Source organism: Streptomyces sp. NPDC006294 (assembly GCF_042870895.1).
In the GTDB taxonomy this organism is placed as follows: Bacteria; Actinomycetota; Actinomycetes; order Streptomycetales; family Streptomycetaceae; genus Streptomyces.
Genome location: NZ_JBIAHV010000007.1, coordinates 190,807 through 207,604, shown reverse-complemented (window position 1 = coordinate 207,604; position 16,798 = coordinate 190,807). Strand labels below are relative to the sequence as shown.

13 protein-coding genes are annotated in these 16,798 nt (G+C 68.6%); 4 read left to right on the top strand and 9 right to left on the bottom strand.

Annotation, left to right across the window (positions count from 1 at the left end; genetic code table 11):
- Positions 1–19: 19 nt before the first annotated feature.
- The 9 genes from ACFYOP_RS14535 to ACFYOP_RS14495 form a co-directional block, all read right to left on the bottom strand.
- Positions 20–979, bottom strand: coding sequence for a GNAT family N-acetyltransferase (locus ACFYOP_RS14535; protein WP_356892445.1), 960 nt, complete (start codon positions 977–979; stop codon positions 20–22).
- A gap of 49 nt (positions 980–1,028) precedes the next feature.
- Positions 1,029–1,571 (bottom strand): GNAT family N-acetyltransferase, encoded by a 543-nt coding sequence (locus ACFYOP_RS14530; protein WP_356892447.1) that lies wholly within the window; start codon positions 1,569–1,571, stop codon positions 1,029–1,031.
- 107 nt (positions 1,572–1,678) lie between these two features.
- On the bottom strand, positions 1,679–2,827 hold the full coding sequence (locus ACFYOP_RS14525; RefSeq protein WP_356892449.1) for a dipeptide ABC transporter ATP-binding protein: 1,149 nt from the start codon (positions 2,825–2,827) through the stop codon (positions 1,679–1,681).
- Positions 2,820–3,878: an ABC transporter ATP-binding protein gene (locus ACFYOP_RS14520; protein WP_356892451.1), complete on the bottom strand. Its 1,059-nt coding sequence runs from the start codon at positions 3,876–3,878 to the stop codon at positions 2,820–2,822. Before ACFYOP_RS14520 ends, ACFYOP_RS14525 begins: the two co-directional genes overlap by 8 nt.
- A gap of 11 nt (positions 3,879–3,889) precedes the next feature.
- The gene (locus ACFYOP_RS14515; protein ID WP_356892453.1) at positions 3,890–4,858 is read right to left on the bottom strand and encodes an ABC transporter permease; all 969 of its coding nucleotides are present in this window, start codon (positions 4,856–4,858) and stop codon (positions 3,890–3,892) included.
- Positions 4,851–5,780 carry an ABC transporter permease gene (locus ACFYOP_RS14510; RefSeq protein ID WP_356892455.1) on the bottom strand — a complete coding sequence of 310 codons (930 nt, stop codon included), beginning with the start codon at positions 5,778–5,780 and terminating at the stop codon, positions 4,851–4,853. Before ACFYOP_RS14510 ends, ACFYOP_RS14515 begins: the two co-directional genes overlap by 8 nt.
- A 129-nt stretch (positions 5,781–5,909) precedes the next feature.
- Positions 5,910–7,526, bottom strand: a complete 1,617-nt coding sequence (locus ACFYOP_RS14505) for an ABC transporter substrate-binding protein (RefSeq protein WP_356892457.1) — start codon at positions 7,524–7,526, stop codon at positions 5,910–5,912.
- 419 nt (positions 7,527–7,945) lie between these two features.
- The gene (typA, locus tag ACFYOP_RS14500) at positions 7,946–9,853 is read right to left on the bottom strand and encodes a translational GTPase TypA (RefSeq protein ID WP_356892459.1); all 1,908 of its coding nucleotides are present in this window, start codon (positions 9,851–9,853) and stop codon (positions 7,946–7,948) included.
- A 303-nt stretch (positions 9,854–10,156) separates the two neighbouring features.
- Positions 10,157–12,580 (bottom strand): ABC transporter family substrate-binding protein, encoded by a 2,424-nt coding sequence (locus ACFYOP_RS14495; RefSeq protein ID WP_356892461.1) that lies wholly within the window; start codon positions 12,578–12,580, stop codon positions 10,157–10,159.
- A 320-nt stretch (positions 12,581–12,900) separates the two neighbouring features.
- Between ACFYOP_RS14495 and ACFYOP_RS14490 the strand changes: the two genes are divergently transcribed.
- From ACFYOP_RS14490 to ACFYOP_RS14475, 4 genes are all read left to right on the top strand, one after another.
- Positions 12,901–13,143: a hypothetical protein gene (locus ACFYOP_RS14490; RefSeq protein ID WP_356892463.1), complete on the top strand. Its 243-nt coding sequence runs from the start codon at positions 12,901–12,903 to the stop codon at positions 13,141–13,143.
- Positions 13,144–13,236: 93 nt separating this feature from the next.
- Entirely contained in the window at positions 13,237–14,058 is an 822-nt protein-coding gene (locus ACFYOP_RS14485) for a hypothetical protein (RefSeq protein ID WP_356892465.1), read from the top strand.
- 26 nt (positions 14,059–14,084) lie between these two features.
- Entirely contained in the window at positions 14,085–16,016 is a 1,932-nt protein-coding gene (locus tag ACFYOP_RS14480; RefSeq protein WP_356892467.1) for a fumarate reductase/succinate dehydrogenase flavoprotein subunit, read from the top strand.
- Positions 16,013–16,783, top strand: coding sequence for a succinate dehydrogenase/fumarate reductase iron-sulfur subunit (locus ACFYOP_RS14475; RefSeq protein WP_356892469.1), 771 nt, complete (start codon positions 16,013–16,015; stop codon positions 16,781–16,783). Before ACFYOP_RS14480 ends, ACFYOP_RS14475 begins: the two co-directional genes overlap by 4 nt.
- The last annotated feature ends 15 nt before the right edge of the window (positions 16,784–16,798 follow it).

Sequence of the window (16,798 nt, the reverse complement as noted above, 5' to 3'; positions counted from 1 at the left end):
ATATCACCCCATAAGGGACCTAACGCATTTTCAGGTCGCCCGTGTGGTGGGTGCGGGCGGGCGCCGGCAGAACGAGCTCCCAGGTGTTGATCGCGTAGTGCAGACCCATTCCGTGCGACTCGTAGAGCGCGAGCGCCCCGCTCTCGTTGCGGGTGTCCACCGCGAGTCCGATGGCCTCCCGGCCCCGGGCCGCGTACACGGCGAAGGCGTGGCGCAGCAGGTGGCCGCCGAGGCCGCGGCCGCGTGCCGCCTTTCGGACGCCCAGGTTTCCGATCCAGCCCATGGTCTCCTTGTCGTTCCGGGTCAGCAGCACGGCCACGTCGCCCTCGCCCTCGACGGAGGCGATCCACATGAGCGACCGGTCGCGGGGGCCGGTGTCCGCGAACCACTGCTCGTAACTGCGGGGATGGTGGTCGAAGTGCTCGGCGAAGGTCTCCTCCACCAGCGCGTGGGCGGCCCGGTGGTCGGCCTCGGCGGTGCAGTCGCGCAGTGACACTCCCGGGGGCGGCTGCGGCGGGCGGTCGCCGGAGGTCAGCGGACGGGTCATCACCTGGAAGCGGCGGACGGTGCGCCAGCCGCGCGTTTCGAGCAGCGCGGTGCCGAGGGTGGTCCGTGCGGTCAGGTTCAGATGGAGCGTGGCCCGCTCGGCGCCGCCCGCCGCGGCCTTCCGTACGGCGCGTTCCTCGATCCGCTCGAGGACCGGCAGGGCGGCGTCCGGCCGGCCGGGGAGGACGTAGTGGTCGACGCCGATGTCGCCCTTGCCGGAGTCGGACCACAGGATTCCGTACGCCACGAGGTCGCCGGCCTCGTGCACCAGCCACGAGTCCTGGGCGAGGTCGATCTCGGGGTGGGCCAGGTCGGTCTCGACCGTGTGCAGCTCGGTGTCGGCGTGGCCGATCTCGGCGATGTCGACGGCGTTCAGCAGAGCGCAGATGACGGGCGCGTCCGCGAGCGTCGCGGGCCGGACGGTGAGAGGCATACGTCACTGTCCGCGGCCCGGCACGGGGCCCGCAACGGATTTTCGGCCCTCAGGCCGCCGGGTCCCGGGTGACCGGCAGGGCGACCACCACCTCGTCGTCCTCGAAGTCGCCGGTCGGCGTGAAGCCGAGCTCCGCGTAGAGCTTGGCCGCGCCGCCGTTGCCCGGGTGGTAGGAGAGCCGTATTTCCCGGCAGTCCGGGCGCCGGGACAGCAGCCGGATCAGCTCGCGCATGGCGGCCCGTCCCACACCGCGGCCCTGCTCGTCGGCGTCGACGACCAGGCCCCCGATCCAGTGGGCCCCGCCCTCCTCGTCGTACGCCCACATGACCTGGCCGACGACGGTGTCGTCCGCGAGGACGCCGAGCGAGGTCCACAGGCCGCCGCGCATCGAGAGCAGCAGATAGCGGGCGGCGAGGGCGGCGACGAAGCCGCGCTGCTCATCGCGCGGCGCGACGTCGGCGACGGCCCGCCAGTTGGCGTCGTCGACGGCACACAGCGCGATCCGGCGACCGGTCCGGTCGGTGGAGTCGGTCCGGTCGGTGGAGTCGGTCCGCTCCGTAGAGTCGGGCCGGTTCGTCGATGGGGCATCCATCCTGACACCTTCGGGTGCGGACGCGGCCTCGCGCAACGCCTTTCCACGACGCGCAGGGCGCCCGCCTCCGAATGGGGACGGGCGCCCTGCGTGTGACAGAGGTGGGACTACGCCGCGTGGACGACGTCCTTCTCCTCGGCGAAGTGGCACGCCGACTCGTGCGCCGCCTCGGTCTCCTGGCCCTTGAAGCGCTCCGGAACGGCGAGCAGCGGCACCTCGGTGGCGCACTTCTCCTCGGCCTTCCAGCAGCGGGTGCGGAACCGGCAGCCCGACGGCGGGTTCGCCGGCGACGGCACGTCTCCGGTGAGGATGATCCGCTCACGGCCCTCGCGCATGGCCGGGTCGGGGACCGGGACCGCGGAGAGCAGTGCCTGCGTGTACGGGTGGGTGGGGTGGTCGTAGATCTGCACGTCCGTGCCGATCTCCGCCATCTTGCCCAGGTACATGACGCCGACGCGGTCCGAGATGTGCCGGACGATCGACAGGTCGTGCGCGATGAAGAGATAGGAGAGGTCGAACTCGTCCTGCAGCTTCTCCATCAGGTTGACGACCTGCGCCTGCACCGACACGTCGAGCGCGGACACCGGCTCGTCGCAGATGATGATCTCCGGGTTGAGCGCCAGGCCGCGCGCGATGCCGATGCGCTGGCGCTGGCCGCCGGAGAACTGGTGCGGATACCGGTGGATGTACTCGGGGTTGAGCCCGACGACGTCCAGCAGCTCCTGCACCTTGCGGCGGCGGTCGCCCTTCGGGGCCACCTCGGGGTGGATGTCGAAGGGCTCGCCGATGATGTCGCCGACCGTCATCCGCGGGTTGAGCGAGGTGTACGGGTCCTGGAACACCATCTGGATGTTGCGCCGCACGGCCTTGAGCGCGCGGCCCGACAGCCTGGTGATGTCCTGGCCCTTGTAGAAGACCTCGCCGGCGGTCGCCTTCTCCAACGTCATCAGCAACTTGGCGACGGTGGACTTGCCACAGCCGGACTCGCCCACGATGCCGAGCGTCTCGCCCTTGTAGAGGTCGAAGGAGATCCCGTCCACGGCCTTGACCGCGCCGACCTGCTTCTTGAAGAGGATGCCCTGGGTCAGCGGGAAGTGCTTGACCAGGTTGCGCACCTGAAGGATCGGCTCACCGCGGTCGGCCGGAGCCTCGATCGCCTGGACCGCTGCCTCCTCGGTGGCGGCGTCGGCGTTCTCCACCTCGGTGAGCTCGGGGGACGCGTCCACGGCCTCGTTCGTCTTCTTGAGCTCAGCCATGGATCGTCTCCTTCCAGTAATGGCACGCGCTACCGCGGCCGGGCAGCTCGCTGCCGTCCTGCTCGGTCACCGGGACCAGCGCCGGGATCTCCGTACGGCAGAGGTCGTCCGCCTTGGGGCAGCGCGGGTTGAAGGCGCAACCGCTCGGGATCTTCAGCAGGTTGGGCGGCAGGCCCTTGATCGCGTAGAGCTCCTGGCCCTTCTGGTCCAGGCGCGGGATCGAGTCGAGCAGACCGCGGGTGTACGGGTGCGCGGGCCGCTTGTACAGCTCGTGCACCGGGGCGGTCTCGACGATCCGGCCCGCGTACATCACGGCGATCTTGTCCGCGACGTCGGCGACGACGCCGAGGTCGTGGGTGATCAGGATCAGACCCATGTTGTACTCGCGCTGGAGCTCCGCGAGCAGGTCCATGACCTGGGCCTGCACGGTGACGTCGAGCGCGGTGGTCGGCTCGTCGGCGATGATCAGGTCCGGCTCGAGGGCCAGGGCCATGGCGATCATGATGCGCTGACGCATACCGCCGGAGAACTGGTGCGGGTAGTCGTTGACCCGGGCCCGGGCGGCCGGGATCTTGACCTTGTCCATCAGCTCGATGGCCTTGGTCTTGGCGTCCTTCTTGGACAGGCCCTGGTGGACGCGGAACATCTCACCGAGCTGGTAGCCCACGGAGAGCACCGGGTTCAGCGAGGAGAGCGCGTCCTGGAAGATCATGGCGATCTTCCGGCCGCGGATCTGACGCCGTGCCTCGCTGCTCATCGTGAGCATGTCCTGGCCGCGGAAGAGGATCTGACCCTGCGGGATCTTGCCGGGAGGCATGTCGAGGATACCCATGATGGCCTGGGCGGTGACGGACTTGCCGGAACCGGACTCGCCCAGCACGGCCAGGGTCTCGCCCGAGTCCACGCTGTAGTTGACGCCGTTGACGGCCTTGGCCACACCGTCACGGGTGTGGAACTCGACGTGCAGATCGCGCACATCCAGCAGCGGGCCGGAGGCCTCGCCACCCGCGCGGGGCGCCGGAACGCCTGATGTTTCTTCGATGATGGTCACGTACGCCTCCCTCAGCGTGTCTTCGGGTCGAGGGCGTTGCGCACCGCATCGCCGAACATAAGGAACGAGAGCACCGTCATCGAGACCATCACCGAGGGGACGATCAGAACGTGCGGTGCGTTGCGCAGCTGGGTACGTCCGCTGTTGACGTCGACGCCCCAGGAGACCGTCGGCTCGGCGAGGCCGATACCGAGGAAGGAGAGGGTCGCCTCCGCCGCGATGTAACCGCCGAGCGCGATCGTCGCCACGACGATGATGGGCGCGACCGCGTTGGGCAGCACGTGCCGCATGAGGATACGGGTGGTCGAGGCGCCGAGCGCCCTGGCGGCCATCACGTAGTCGGCCTGCTTGACGGTGAGCACCGCGCCTCGGGCGACACGGGCGATCTGCGTCCAGCCGAGGAACACCAGGGCCAGGATGACGACCCAGACGGCGCGCTTCTCGAAGGTGGTCAGGATGACCATCGCACCCAGCAGGAACGGGATGCCCATGAAGATGTCGGTGATCCGCGACAGCAGGGAGTCGATCCAGCCGCCGAAGTAGCCGGCGATCATGCCCACGATGGTGCCGAGGACGGTGACCAGCAGGGTGACGCCGACGCCGACGGTGATCGAGGCGCGGGCGCCGTAGAGCACTCGGGCGTAGATGGAGCGGCCCTGGCCGTCGTAACCGAACCAGTCCGCCTGGAAGAAGTGCGACCAGTTCGGCGCACCCAGGTAGTGGTTGGCCAGGTCGGCGTCGCGCGGCGACGCGTTGGTGAACAGGCCGGGGAACACCGCGATGATCAGGAGCAGGACGATCAGGCCCGACGAGACCAGGAAGAGCGGGTTGCGCCGCAGGTCGTGCCAGGCGTCGGACCACAGGCTGCGCGCCTTTTCCGGCTTGGGCGCCGCAGTGATCAGAGCGGTGTCGGGGGCGGCGGCCGTGGTGACCTTCTCGGTCGTGGTGGACGTCTCGGTCTGTGCGGTCTTCTCAGGCATACCGGATCCTCGGGTCCAGGACCGCGTACAGCAGGTCGACGAGCAGGCTGGTGATCAGGAAGACGACAACGATCAGCGAGGCGATGCCGACGACCGTGGCGCCCTCGCGTCGCGTCAGCGCCTCGAAGATGGCGTCACCGACGCCCTGCACGTTGAAGATGCCCTCGGTGACGATGGCTCCGGTCATCAGGTTGCCGATGTCCGTGCCGAGGAACGTGACCACGGGCACGAGGGAGTTGCGCATCAGGTGGACGCCGACGATGCGACGGCGCGGCAGCCCCTTGGCGACCGCGGTGCGCATGTAGTCGGCGCGCAGGTTCTCCGCCATCGAGGTACGGGTCAGTCGTGCCACATACGCGAGCGACAGCGATCCGAGCACGACGGCCGGCAGGAACAGGTCTCCGAAGCCAGGGTCCATCGGGACGTTGGGTTCGGTGAGGTTCCACTGGAAGGCGAACAGGTACTGCATCAGGTAACCCAGCACGAAGGAGGGCATCGAGATGAGGATCAGCGTCAGGGTCAGCAGACCGCGGTCCCGCATCGAGTCGGGGCGCAGGCCGGCGACGACGCCGAGACCGATGCCCACGAACACCGTGAAGGTGAACGCGAACAGGGTCAGCTGAATGGTGATGGGGAACGCCTGCGCGATGATGTCGGCGACCGGACGCTGGCTGCCCATCTCGATGCCGAAGTCACCCTGGAACATGCCCACCAGGTAGTTGGCGTACTGGTGCCAGAGCGGCAGATCCAGCCCGTACTCATGACGCAGCGCTTCCACGACCAACGGGTCGAACGCCTGCTCCCCCATGAGGGCTCTGACGGGGTCGCCGGGCAGAGCGAACATCATGGCGAAGATCAAAAATGTTGACCCGATGAACACCGGGATCATCTGGAGCAGTCGTCGTGCGACGTAGCGCCCCATGGGTGCCTCCGTGAGGGGTTAACTGGGTCCGGGGGCCGTCCGCGTGCGGACGGCCCCCGGACCACCGCCGCCGCCGGATGACCGACGGCGGCGGGTGACGGCCGAGTGGGGGATGAGGCCCGCAGGCGCTTACTTGACGGTGACTCCGGCAAGCTCGAGGTCACCGTGGTAGTCCACCGCGACGTTGTCGACGCCCTTGCCGTGGCCACCGTTGATCCGGTAGTACCACAGCGGGATGGCCGGCATCTCCTCGAGAAGCTTCTTCTCGACCTCCTGGTAGCCCTTCACGGCCTCTTCCAGGGAGTTCGCCTTGTCCGCCTCGGCCATCATCTTGTCGATCTCCTTGTTGGAGAAACGACCGTTGTTGGACTCGGCGTTGGTGTGGTAGAGCTCCTTGATGAAGTTGACGTTGACCGGGTAGTCGGCCACCCAGCCACCGCGGTACATCGACTTCACCTGGTCGTTGTCACGGGCCTCGAGGTCCGTGGGGAAGTCCGGCTTGGCGTCGCCGACGCAGTCGACACCGGTCGCCTTGCGGATGGACTCGCAGACCGCGGTCACCCACTCCTTGTGGCCACCGTCGGTGTTGTACTGGATGAACAGCTTGTTGTCCGGGACGCCGCCACCCTCCTGGATGAGCTTCTTGGCCTTCTCCGGGTTGTACGTGAAGACGTCCGTGCCCATGTCCTGGTTGCCCTTGACCTGCGGCGGCGTGAAGCTCGTCGCGGGGGTACGGGTGTTGTTCAGGACGGTCTTGGTGATCGTGTCGCGGTCGATCGCCATCGAGAGGCCCTGGAGGACCTTCGGGTCGACGTCCTTGAAGGTCTTGCTGTAGAACGCCGGGACCAGCGACTGGATCGCCGCGTACGGCTGCTCGATGGCGCCGTCACCCAGGTCCTGCTTGTACTTCGGCAGGTCCGTCGGGCCGACCTGGCGGATGATGTCCAGGTTGCCGGAGACGACGTCCTGGTACGCGGCCTCGAGGGTCGAGTAGTTCTTGAACTGGATGCCCTTGTTCTGAGCCTTGTTGGGACCCTTGTAGTCAGGGTTGGCCGCAACCTGGATCAGCTTCTTGTGGGTCCACTTCTCGAACTTGTACGGACCGTTGCCGACCGGCTTCTGACCGAACGCCTTCGGGTCGTCGTAGAAGACCTTCGGCAGCGGCGCGAACGTCGCGTAGCCGAGCTTGTAGTTGAAGTACGGGACCTTGTCCTTCAGCTCGATCGTGAAGGTGGTGTCGTCCACGACCTTCAGACCGGACATCTTGTCGGTCTTCGGGTCACCCTTCTCCGGGTGCACGTCGTCGTAGCCCGCGATGTCATCGAACCAGAAGCTGTTCTGCTGCTTGTTCTTGATGTTCGCGTACCAGTTCCACGCGTCGACGTACGACTGCGCGGTGACGGCCTCGCCGTTGTGGAACTTCCAGCCGGCCTTGAGCTTGACGGTCCAGGTCTTGGAGTCCTGGGTCTCCACCGACTCGGCGTTGGTGTAGACGATCTCACCGTCGGCGTCGAAGTCCAGCAGCTGCGTGAAGAGCGACTGGATCACGTACGAGCCGTTGCTCTCGTTCGTGTCGGCCGGGATCAGCGGCTTCTGCGGCTCGCCGACGTCGATCGAGACGTAGCCCTCCGGCTTGCCGGACGTGTTCTTCTTGCCCTCGTCACCGCTGCCGCCGCCACAGGCAGTGGCCGCCAGGGCAACCACGATCGCTCCCGCGACCCACTTGGCGCTCTTGGCACCACGCATGGGTTCCTCCTCATGAGTCCACTTGTCACTACAAGAGGGGCACGGTTCTACGCGCGCTGACACCCCTGACAGCGCTCGTCAAGTGCCCCGAGTGTGCTCGTGAGTCGGCGCTCCCCACAGCGCATGACCCATTGACCCGAGCTCAATGGAGCCAACTATTAAGTAGGACAGGCTTGTAAACCACACCTAAAGGGTCTCGTTTTGACAACATCAGAGGGGTGCTCCAGACCGAAATCCGGACAAAGTGATCTCAGACAGACACCCGCGAAACGGACCGTTAACACATGTTCCGGAGTGCGACGGCCGATATACGGACACTCGGATCATGAAAACGATTTGACGAACGGCCCGGCCCCCCACAGTGTCTGCGGAGGGCCGGGCCGTTCGTTCAGCGGTTTTGGCAGAGCTTTGGCGGTCCGTCAGCCGTGCTTGGCGCGCGAGGCCGCGCGGCCTCGCTCCTTCTGGTCCAGGACGACCTTGCGGATGCGGACGGCCTCCGGGGTCACCTCGACGCACTCGTCGTCGCGGCAGAACTCCAGCGACTGCTCCAGGGAGAGCTTGCGCGGCGGGACGATCGCCTCGAACGAATCGGCCGAGGACGACCGCATGTTGGTGAGCTTCTTCTCCTTGGTGATGTTCACGTCCATGTCGTCGGAGCGCGAGTTCTCGCCGACGATCATGCCCTCGTACACCTCGGTGCCGGGCTCGGTGAACAGCACGCCGCGCTCCTGGAGGTTCGTCATCGCGAACGCGGTGACGGCGCCGGAGCGGTCGGCGACCAGCGAACCGTTGTTACGGGTCTGCAGCGGCCCGAACCACGGCTCGTGGCCCTCGTGGATGGAGTGCGCGATGCCGGTGCCGCGGGTGTTCGTCAGGAACTCCGTACGGAAGCCGATCAGGCCGCGGGACGGGACCACGAACTCCATGCGGACCCAGCCGGAGCCGTGGTTCGACATGTTGTCCATGCGGCCCTTGCGGACGCCCATGAGCTGCGTCACAGCGCCCATGTGCTCCTCGGGCACGTCGATCGTCATCCGCTCGACCGGCTCGTGGACCTTGCCGTCGACCTCCTTGGTGACGACCTGCGGCTTGCCGATGGTCAGCTCGAAGCCCTCGCGGCGCATCTGCTCGACCAGGATCGCCAGGGCCAGCTCGCCACGGCCCTGCACCTCCCAGGCGTCGGGGCGCTCGGTGTCCAGCACGCGCAGCGACACGTTACCGATCAGCTCGCGCTCCAGGCGGTCCTTCACCTGACGGGCCGTGACCTTGCGGTCCTTGACCGCGGCCTTCGCGTCGGCGCCCTTGCCGGTGCCGCCGCGGCCGACCAGCGGCGAGGTGTTGGTGCCGACGGTCATCGAGATCGCGGGCTCGTCGACCGTGATCAGCGGCAGCGCGATCGGGTTCTCCGGGTCGGCCAGGGTCTCGCCGATCATGATGTCCGGGATACCGGCGACGGCGCAGATGTCACCGGGGCCGGCGACCTCCGCCGGCTTGCGGGTGAGCGCCTCGGTCATCATCAGCTCGGAGATGCGGACGTTCGAGATCGTGCCGTCGCGCTTGATCCAGGCGACGGTCTGTCCCTTGCGCAGCTCGCCCTGCTCGACGCGGAGCAGCGCGATACGGCCGAGGAAGTTGTCGGCGTCCAGGTTGGTGACGTGAGCCTGCAGCGGGGCGGACTCGTCGTACTCCGGCGCCGGGACGGTGTCGAGCAGCGTGGTGAAGAACGGCTCGAGGCTGTCGCTGTCCGTCGGGACGGTGCCGTCCTCGGGCTTGGTCAGCGAGGCGACGCCGTCACGCGCGCAGGCGTAGACGATCGGGAACTCGATCTGCTCCTCGGTCGCGTCCAGGTCCAGGAAGAGGTCGTACGTCTCGTCGACGACCTCGGCGATCCGGGAGTCGGGGCGGTCCGTCTTGTTGATGCAGAGGATCACCGGCATCTTCGCGGCGAGCGCCTTGCGCAGCACGAAGCGCGTCTGCGGCAGCGGGCCCTCGGAGGCGTCGACGAGAAGGACGACCGCGTCCACCATCGACAGACCGCGCTCCACCTCGCCGCCGAAGTCGGCGTGGCCGGGGGTGTCGATGATGTTGATGGTGATCGGGGCCCCGCCGTCCTTGGGGTGGTACTTCACGGCGGTGTTCTTGGCCAGGATCGTGATGCCCTTCTCACGCTCCAGGTCGTTCGAGTCCATCATGCGGTCGTCGAGGTGCTCGGCGGCGTGCGCGGCGAAGGCGCCGGCCTGCTTGAGCATGGCGTCGACCAGCGTGGTCTTGCCGTGGTCGACGTGGGCGACGATGGCTACGTTACGGATGTCGTGGCGCGTGGGCATGCGTGCAGGCGCTTCTCTCGATCGTGGGATCAGGCGTTGGATGGGATTTCCCCCGTCCGCCCGCCGGGCGGACACGCCACGGCTTGTCCTATGGTACGGGGCCGCCGGGACAGGGGCCTCCCGGAACGATCGGGTCCGGGACGAACGAGGCGGGGATCACGCCGCGGCAGGGGCGTGCCGGTGCGGCGGGCGAGCGGGACACACAGGGGCGGGCCCGGGTCAGGGGTCGGCACGAGCTTGCCCGCCGGCATGGCCGGCGGGCAAGGAAGTTGAGCCAGTTCTGAGGTTGTGACCTGCTGTTTTCTACTTCTCGGCGGCAGCGCCGGGCTTTTTGAACCCGATGTCCTGGTAACGGGGGTCCGCGAAGCCGAACGCTCCCGCGTTGACCACGTTCTTGCGCGCCGCGACCAGTTCGGGGCGCTGGTAGAGCGGGATGGAACCCGCCGCGGCCCAGATCCTGGCGTCGGCCCTGCGCATCAGATTGCGGGCGGCGTCCTTGTCGAGCTCGCCTGCGGCCTGGGTGAAGAGCTGGTCGATGTAGTCCGTGCCGACCCGCGTGTAGTTCTGCTCGACCAGGAGCGAGCCGTCGGAGGCCGGCTTCGGCTTGGCGTAGATCGGCCGGGCGTCGGTCGCGGGGTAGGGGCTGGACGGCCAGGAGTAGAGGGCCAGGTCGTAGTCGCCGGAGGCGATGTGGTCCTTGAAGAAGCTCGCGTCGTCGACCTTGACGATCTCCGTCCGCACCCCGATCCGGTCGAGCATCTCGGCGATCTTGTCGCCGACGGTGCGCAGGACCTCGGAGCCGGGCCCGGACGGCAGGACGAAGCGGAGGCTGAGCGGCTTCCCGTCCTTGCCGAGGGCGCCGGCCGCGGCGGCCCCGTCGGGCGCCGCGGTGCCGCGCGGGGCGTAGGCGCCGGCCGCGCCGCCCTGCTCCAGGGCGTTCTTGCCGGCCTTCCCGGTCTCCTCGCCGGCGGCCGCGGCGTCCGCCGTCTCGTCGCGGACCGATGCGGCCTGGCGGCTCAGGGCGATGCTCTGGACGGCCGCGGCGGGCGCCGGGGCGAGGATGTGCGTGGCCCGGGAGCCGGTGCGGGGGTCACGGCCGGCGGGCTTGTCGTCGCCGACGATGTACAGGCCCTCGTCCGAGGCGACGTCCTTCTTGTCCCCCGTCTTCTTCTCGCCGTCCGCCTTCTTCTCGCCGTCCTTCTCCGACGCCGCCTCTGCGGGCTGGAGCTTGGCGGAGGACGCCGGGGACGGCTCGGCGGAAGACTTCGCCTTGTCCTTTTCCCCGGCCGTGTCCTTGTTCTTCTCCTTGTCCTTGTCCCCGGCCTCGCCCCCCGCCTTGGCCGGCTCCTCGAGCAGCCCGTCGGGCGTCCAGCCGGCGTCGGCGAGCAGCGCCTGCGCCTCCTGGGTGTCCTGCTCCCCGAGGGCGGCGCTGTTGTCCGAGTAGGCGGCCTGACCGGCGAGCGCCAGATGGCTGCCGGGCGGCTCCGCGGGCAGGCCGAGCGGGGTGAGCACGGCCTCGGCCAGCTCCTTGCGGTTCAGCGCGCGGGCGATCGCCCGGCGCACCCGGTCGTCGGCGAGCGGCCCGGACTCGCCGTTGAGTGCGAGCTGGGTGTAGGCGGGCTCCAGCGACTTGCGGACCTCGTACTTACTGAGGGCCGACTGCTCCTTCGCGTACTTCTTCTCGGCCTCCGACGCCCGCTTCCGGGCCTCCTGCGCGACCTCGGCCAGCTCCTCGTCGGAGCCGTGGGCCAGTGCCCAGGACTTCAGCGCGGCGGACGGGGTGGTGGCGGCGGCGGGGCCGTAGGCGAGCGGGCGGCCGCCGCGGCCGGCGTCCTTCACCGCGTAGGCGATGCGTTCCGCCGCCGACGGGTCGATGTCCGCCAGGTCGATCTTCCCGGCGGCGAGGGCCGCGACGCGCTTGTCGCGCCCGACCACCGTCAGGACCAGTTTGTCGAGCTTCGGGCGAGCCCCCCACCAGCGGGGATTGCGCACCAGGGTCGTCGTCTTCGCCTTGCGGTCGATCTTGGAGATCCGGAACGGGCCCGCCGTCGCCACGAGCTTGGTGCGGGCGCCGTCGTTGAAGGAGTCCGGGGTCCCCGTCACGTCCTTGGGGTAGAGCGGTGTGAACAGCGACGGCCAGTCCGCGTAGGGCTTGGTGAAGGTCACCTTGACCTCGAGGTCGCTGTCGCCGCGCTCGATCTTCTGGATCCGGTCGTACCCGGCGTTGCGGGCCGTCCAGTACGAAGAATCCTTTCCGCTCAGCGCGCGCCACTGGGCCAGGAAGTCGGGGGCGCCGATCTCGCGGCCGTCGCTCCACACCGCCTGCTGGTTGAGCTTGTAGAGCACGACCTGCTTGGGCTCGCGGTCGACGACCTCGGCCGATTCCAGATAGTCCGGATTGCGCTGCGGCCGTCCGTTCTCGTCGAGGACGAAGAGGGCCGGCAGCACGGCACCGGCGATCCGGCTCGTGGTGTCGTCCGCGTCCGACTGGAAGGTGTTGAGGGTGGTGGGCACCGTGTCGACGGCCCAGCGCAGCGCGCCTCCGTCCGCGACGAGGCCGCGGTCGGCGGGCGAGATGTCCTGAGCCGGGGGCTTCCCCCGGTCCTGCTCGTCACCCGAGCTGCAGCCGGCGAGAACGGGGAGTACGAGCACTCCGCTCGCGAGCAGTGCGACGGGGCGGAGCCTTCGGGAGCATGTCCGCCCTCGGGGGGCTTCGACCTGGGACATGGCTTGTACCTCTTCGTCCTGTTTCGTCGAATTTAGAGATGATCACACCGATTCCACCCACTGAAGTGGACGGAGCGCCGCGCCGGACGCAGACACGGCGACGCCGCCGCCAAGGCCACCCGTGCGGGCGAACCCGGAACGCCCCACATCCGGGCACAAGGGGCGAATATGAGGGGAGTGAGACAACGGCCACAAGGGGCGCGCTGGCAGCTCATGCGCCGGGAATGCCCGTACGTCCCCTTCACAAGGGGGGATGTGACGCGCAACACTCGCAGGCGCATGAACGACGCCACCGCACCCTGCGGAAGTGAGGGCAAGTCATGTCACACCAGGAAGAGCTGGCGGCGGTCCAGAGCCGCCTCGACGAGCTGGTCCGACGTGTCGGACAGCTGGAGCAGACCGTCGACCGGCTGCGTGCCTCCGGCCCGGCCGCGGCGCCCGCCGCTCCGGCCGCCCCGGTCCGTACCGAGCTGGTCACCATCCCCGACGCCCCGTACGACAACGCCCTCTGGACGGACTCGGACGACGAGGGACTGGGAGTCCGCGACCGGCACGCGCCCTGACCCGCGCGGACGGCAGGACCGGCCCGCGCCAGCGGGCCGGTGAGGCCGCCGGCCGCGTCCACACTCCCGATCCCACGCCACCCGGAGCCTTCGTTGGCCACTGGTACGGAACCACCACACGTCAGCACGGGCGTGCACGAGGCCACGCGCGCCGCCATCGGCCCCCGCCATCTGCGGACGGACCGCTGGTGGCTGGCCCCCGCCCTGACCGCAGCCGGTCTGCTCGCCTTCATCGTCTACTCGACGTGGCGCGCCTTCGCGAACGCCCACTACTACGCGGCGCCCTACGTGTCCCCGTTCTACTCGCCCTGCCTGGCGGAGAACTGCCAACCGATGCGCGGAGGCCCCAACTGGGAGATCTTCGGCAGCTGGTGGGGCCTGTCCCCCGCACTGCTGATCCTGATCTTCCCGCTCGGCTTCCGGCTGACCTGCTACTACTACCGCAAGGCCTACTACCGGGGCTTCTGGGCCTCTCCCCCGGCCTGCGCCGTCGCCGAACCGCACAAGAAGTACACCGGTGAGACCCGCTTCCCGCTCATCCTGCAGAACATCCACCGGTACTTCTTCTACGCGGCCGTGCCGGTCGCCATGATCCTCACCTACGACACGGTGCTGGCCTTCCGCGACGAGAACTACGAGTGGGGCCACATGGGCCTCGGCACCCTCGTCCTCCTGGTCAACATCGTCCTGATCTGGGCGTACACCCTGTCGTGCCACTCCTGCCGGCACATCATCGGCGGCAGGCTGCGGCACTTCTCCAAGCATCCGGTGCGCTACCGCCTCTGGGACTGGGTCAGCAAGCTGAACGCCCGCCACATGCAGCTCGCGTGGGCGTCCCTGTTCAGCGTCGCGCTCGCCGACTTCTACGTCTATCTCGTCGCGTCCGGCGCCTTCGACGATCCGAGGCTGTTCTAGATGGCTGTTGCAGAGGGAAGGACCCGATGACCGAACTCGAACGGCAGCAGTGGGACGTCGTCGTGGTGGGGGCGGGCGGCGCGGGCCTGCGCGCCGCGATCGAGGCACGCGAGCGGGGCGCCCGTACGGCGGTGATCTGCAAGTCCCTGTTCGGCAAGGCGCACACGGTGATGGCCGAGGGCGGCATCGCCGCCTCCATGGGCAACGTCAACGCGGGCGACAGCTGGAAGGTCCACTTCCGCGACACCATGCGCGGCGGGAAGTTCCTCAACCAGTGGCGGATGGCGGAGCTGCACGCCCAGGAGGCGCCCGACCGGGTGTGGGAGCTGGAGACCTGGGGCGCGCTCTTCGACCGCACCAAGGACGGCCGGATCTCACAGCGCAACTTCGGTGGCCACGAGTACCCGCGTCTGGCGCACGTCGGCGACCGCACCGGGCTCGAACTGATCCGCACTCTCCAGCAGAAGATCGTCTCGCTCCAGCAGCAGGACAAACGCGAACTCGGCGACTACGAGGCCGGGCTCAAGGTCTTCCAGGAGTGCACGGTCACCCAGGTCTTGAAAGATCGCAGTCTGAAAGACGACGGCAGGGTGTCCGGGGTGTTCTGCTACGACCGGGAGACGGGTCGCTTCTTCGTCCTCGAGGCCCCCTCCGTCATCCTGGCGACGGGCGGCATCGGCAAGTCCTTCAAGGTGACCTCCAACTCCTGGGAGTACACCGGCGACGGACACGCCCTGGCGCTGCTGGCGGGCGCCCCGCTGCTCAACATGGAGTTCGTGCAGTTCCACCCGACGGGCATGGTCTGGCCGCCGTCGGTGAAGGGCATCCTGGTGACCGAGTCGGTCCGCGGCGACGGCGGGGTGCTGCGGAACTCCGAGGGCAAACGGTTCATGTTCGACTACGTGCCCGACGTCTTCAAGGAGAAGTACGCGCAGTCGGAGGAGGAGGGCGACCGCTGGTACGAGGACCCGGACAACAACCGCCGTCCCCCCGAGCTGCTGCCCCGCGACGAGGTGGCGCGCGCCATCAACTCCGAGGTCAAGGCGGGCCGCGGCTCCCGGCACGGCGGGGTGTTCCTCGACGTCTCCACCCGGATGCCGGCCGACGTCATCCGGCGCCGGCTGCCGTCGATGTACCACCAGTTCAAGGAGCTGGCGGACGTGGACATCACGGCGGAGGCCATGGAGGTCGGCCCCACCTGCCACTACGTGATGGGCGGCATCGCCGTCGAGTCCGACACCGCCGCCGCCCTCGGCGTGCCCGGGCTGTTCGCCGCCGGTGAGGTCGCCGGCGGGATGCACGGCTCCAACCGCCTCGGCGGCAACTCCCTGTCCGACCTGCTCGTCTTCGGGCGCCGCGCCGGCCTGCACGCCGCCGAGTACGCCCAGCGGCTCCCCGCACGCCCGGCCGCCGACGAGACCCAGATCGACGCGGCGGCGGCGGAGGCGCTGCGCCCGTTCAGCGCGCAGGCCCCGGCGGAGGGACGGACCCCGGAGAACCCGTACACCCTGCACCAGGAGCTCCAGCAGACGATGAACGACCTGGTCGGCATCATCCGCCGGGCGGGCGAGATGGAACAGGCCCTGGAGAAGCTGGCCGAACTACGGGTCCGGGCGAGCCGCGCGGGGGTCGAGGGCCACCGGCAGTTCAACCCCGGCTGGCACCTCTCACTGGACCTGCGGAACATGCTGCTGGTCAGCGAGTGCATCGCACGCGCGGCGCTGGAGCGCACGGAGAGCCGCGGCGGTCACACCCGCGAGGACTGCCCCGGCATGGAGCGCGAATGGCGCCGCACCAACCTGGTGTGCCGGCTGGCCTCCACGGCCGGTGACGACCCGGCGAGCGCCCGGATCGAGCTGGAACGGAAGACGACAGAGCCCATCCGTGCCGACCTGCTCGCCCTCTTCGAGAAGGAAGAGCTGGTCAAGTACCTCGCCGAAGAGGAGCTGACCGAGTGAGTGCGTACCGAGCCCGCTTCAGGGTCTGGCGGGGTGACCAGGACGGCGGCGGCCTCGAGGACTTCACCGTCGAGGTGAACGAGGGAGAGGTCGTCCTCGACATCATCCACCGCCTCCAGGCCACCCAGGTCTCCGATCTCGCCGTGCGCTGGAACTGCAAGGCCGGCAAGTGCGGATCGTGCAGCGCCGAGATCAACGGCCGGCCGCGGCTGCTCTGCATGACCCGTATGTCGGTCTTCTCCCAGGAGGAGACGATCACGGTCACCCCGCTGCGCGCCTTCCCCGTGGTGCGGGACCTGGTCACCGACGTCTCCTTCAACTACGCCAAGGCCAGGGAGATCCCGTCGTTCGTACCGCCGCCGGGTGTCGCGGCCGGTGAGTACCGGATGCGGCAGATGGACGTGGAACGGTCGCAGGAGTTCCGCAAGTGCATCGAGTGCTTCCTGTGCCAGGACACCTGCCATGTTGTGCGCGACCACGAGGAGAACAAACAGTCCTTCGCCGGTCCGCGCTTCCTGATGCGGGTGGCCGAACTGGACATGCACCCGCTGGACTCCGCCGCCGAGAGCGGCATCGACCGCAGGACGACGGCGCAGGACGACCACGGGCTCGGCTACTGCAACATCACCAAGTGCTGTACGGAGGTCTGCCCGGAAGGCATCAAGATCACGGACAACGCGCTGATCCCGCTGAAGGAACGGGCCGCGGACCGCAAGTACGACCCGCTGGTGTGGCTGGGCAGCAAGATCAGGCGCCGGGAGGGATGACCGCTCGGTCCCGCC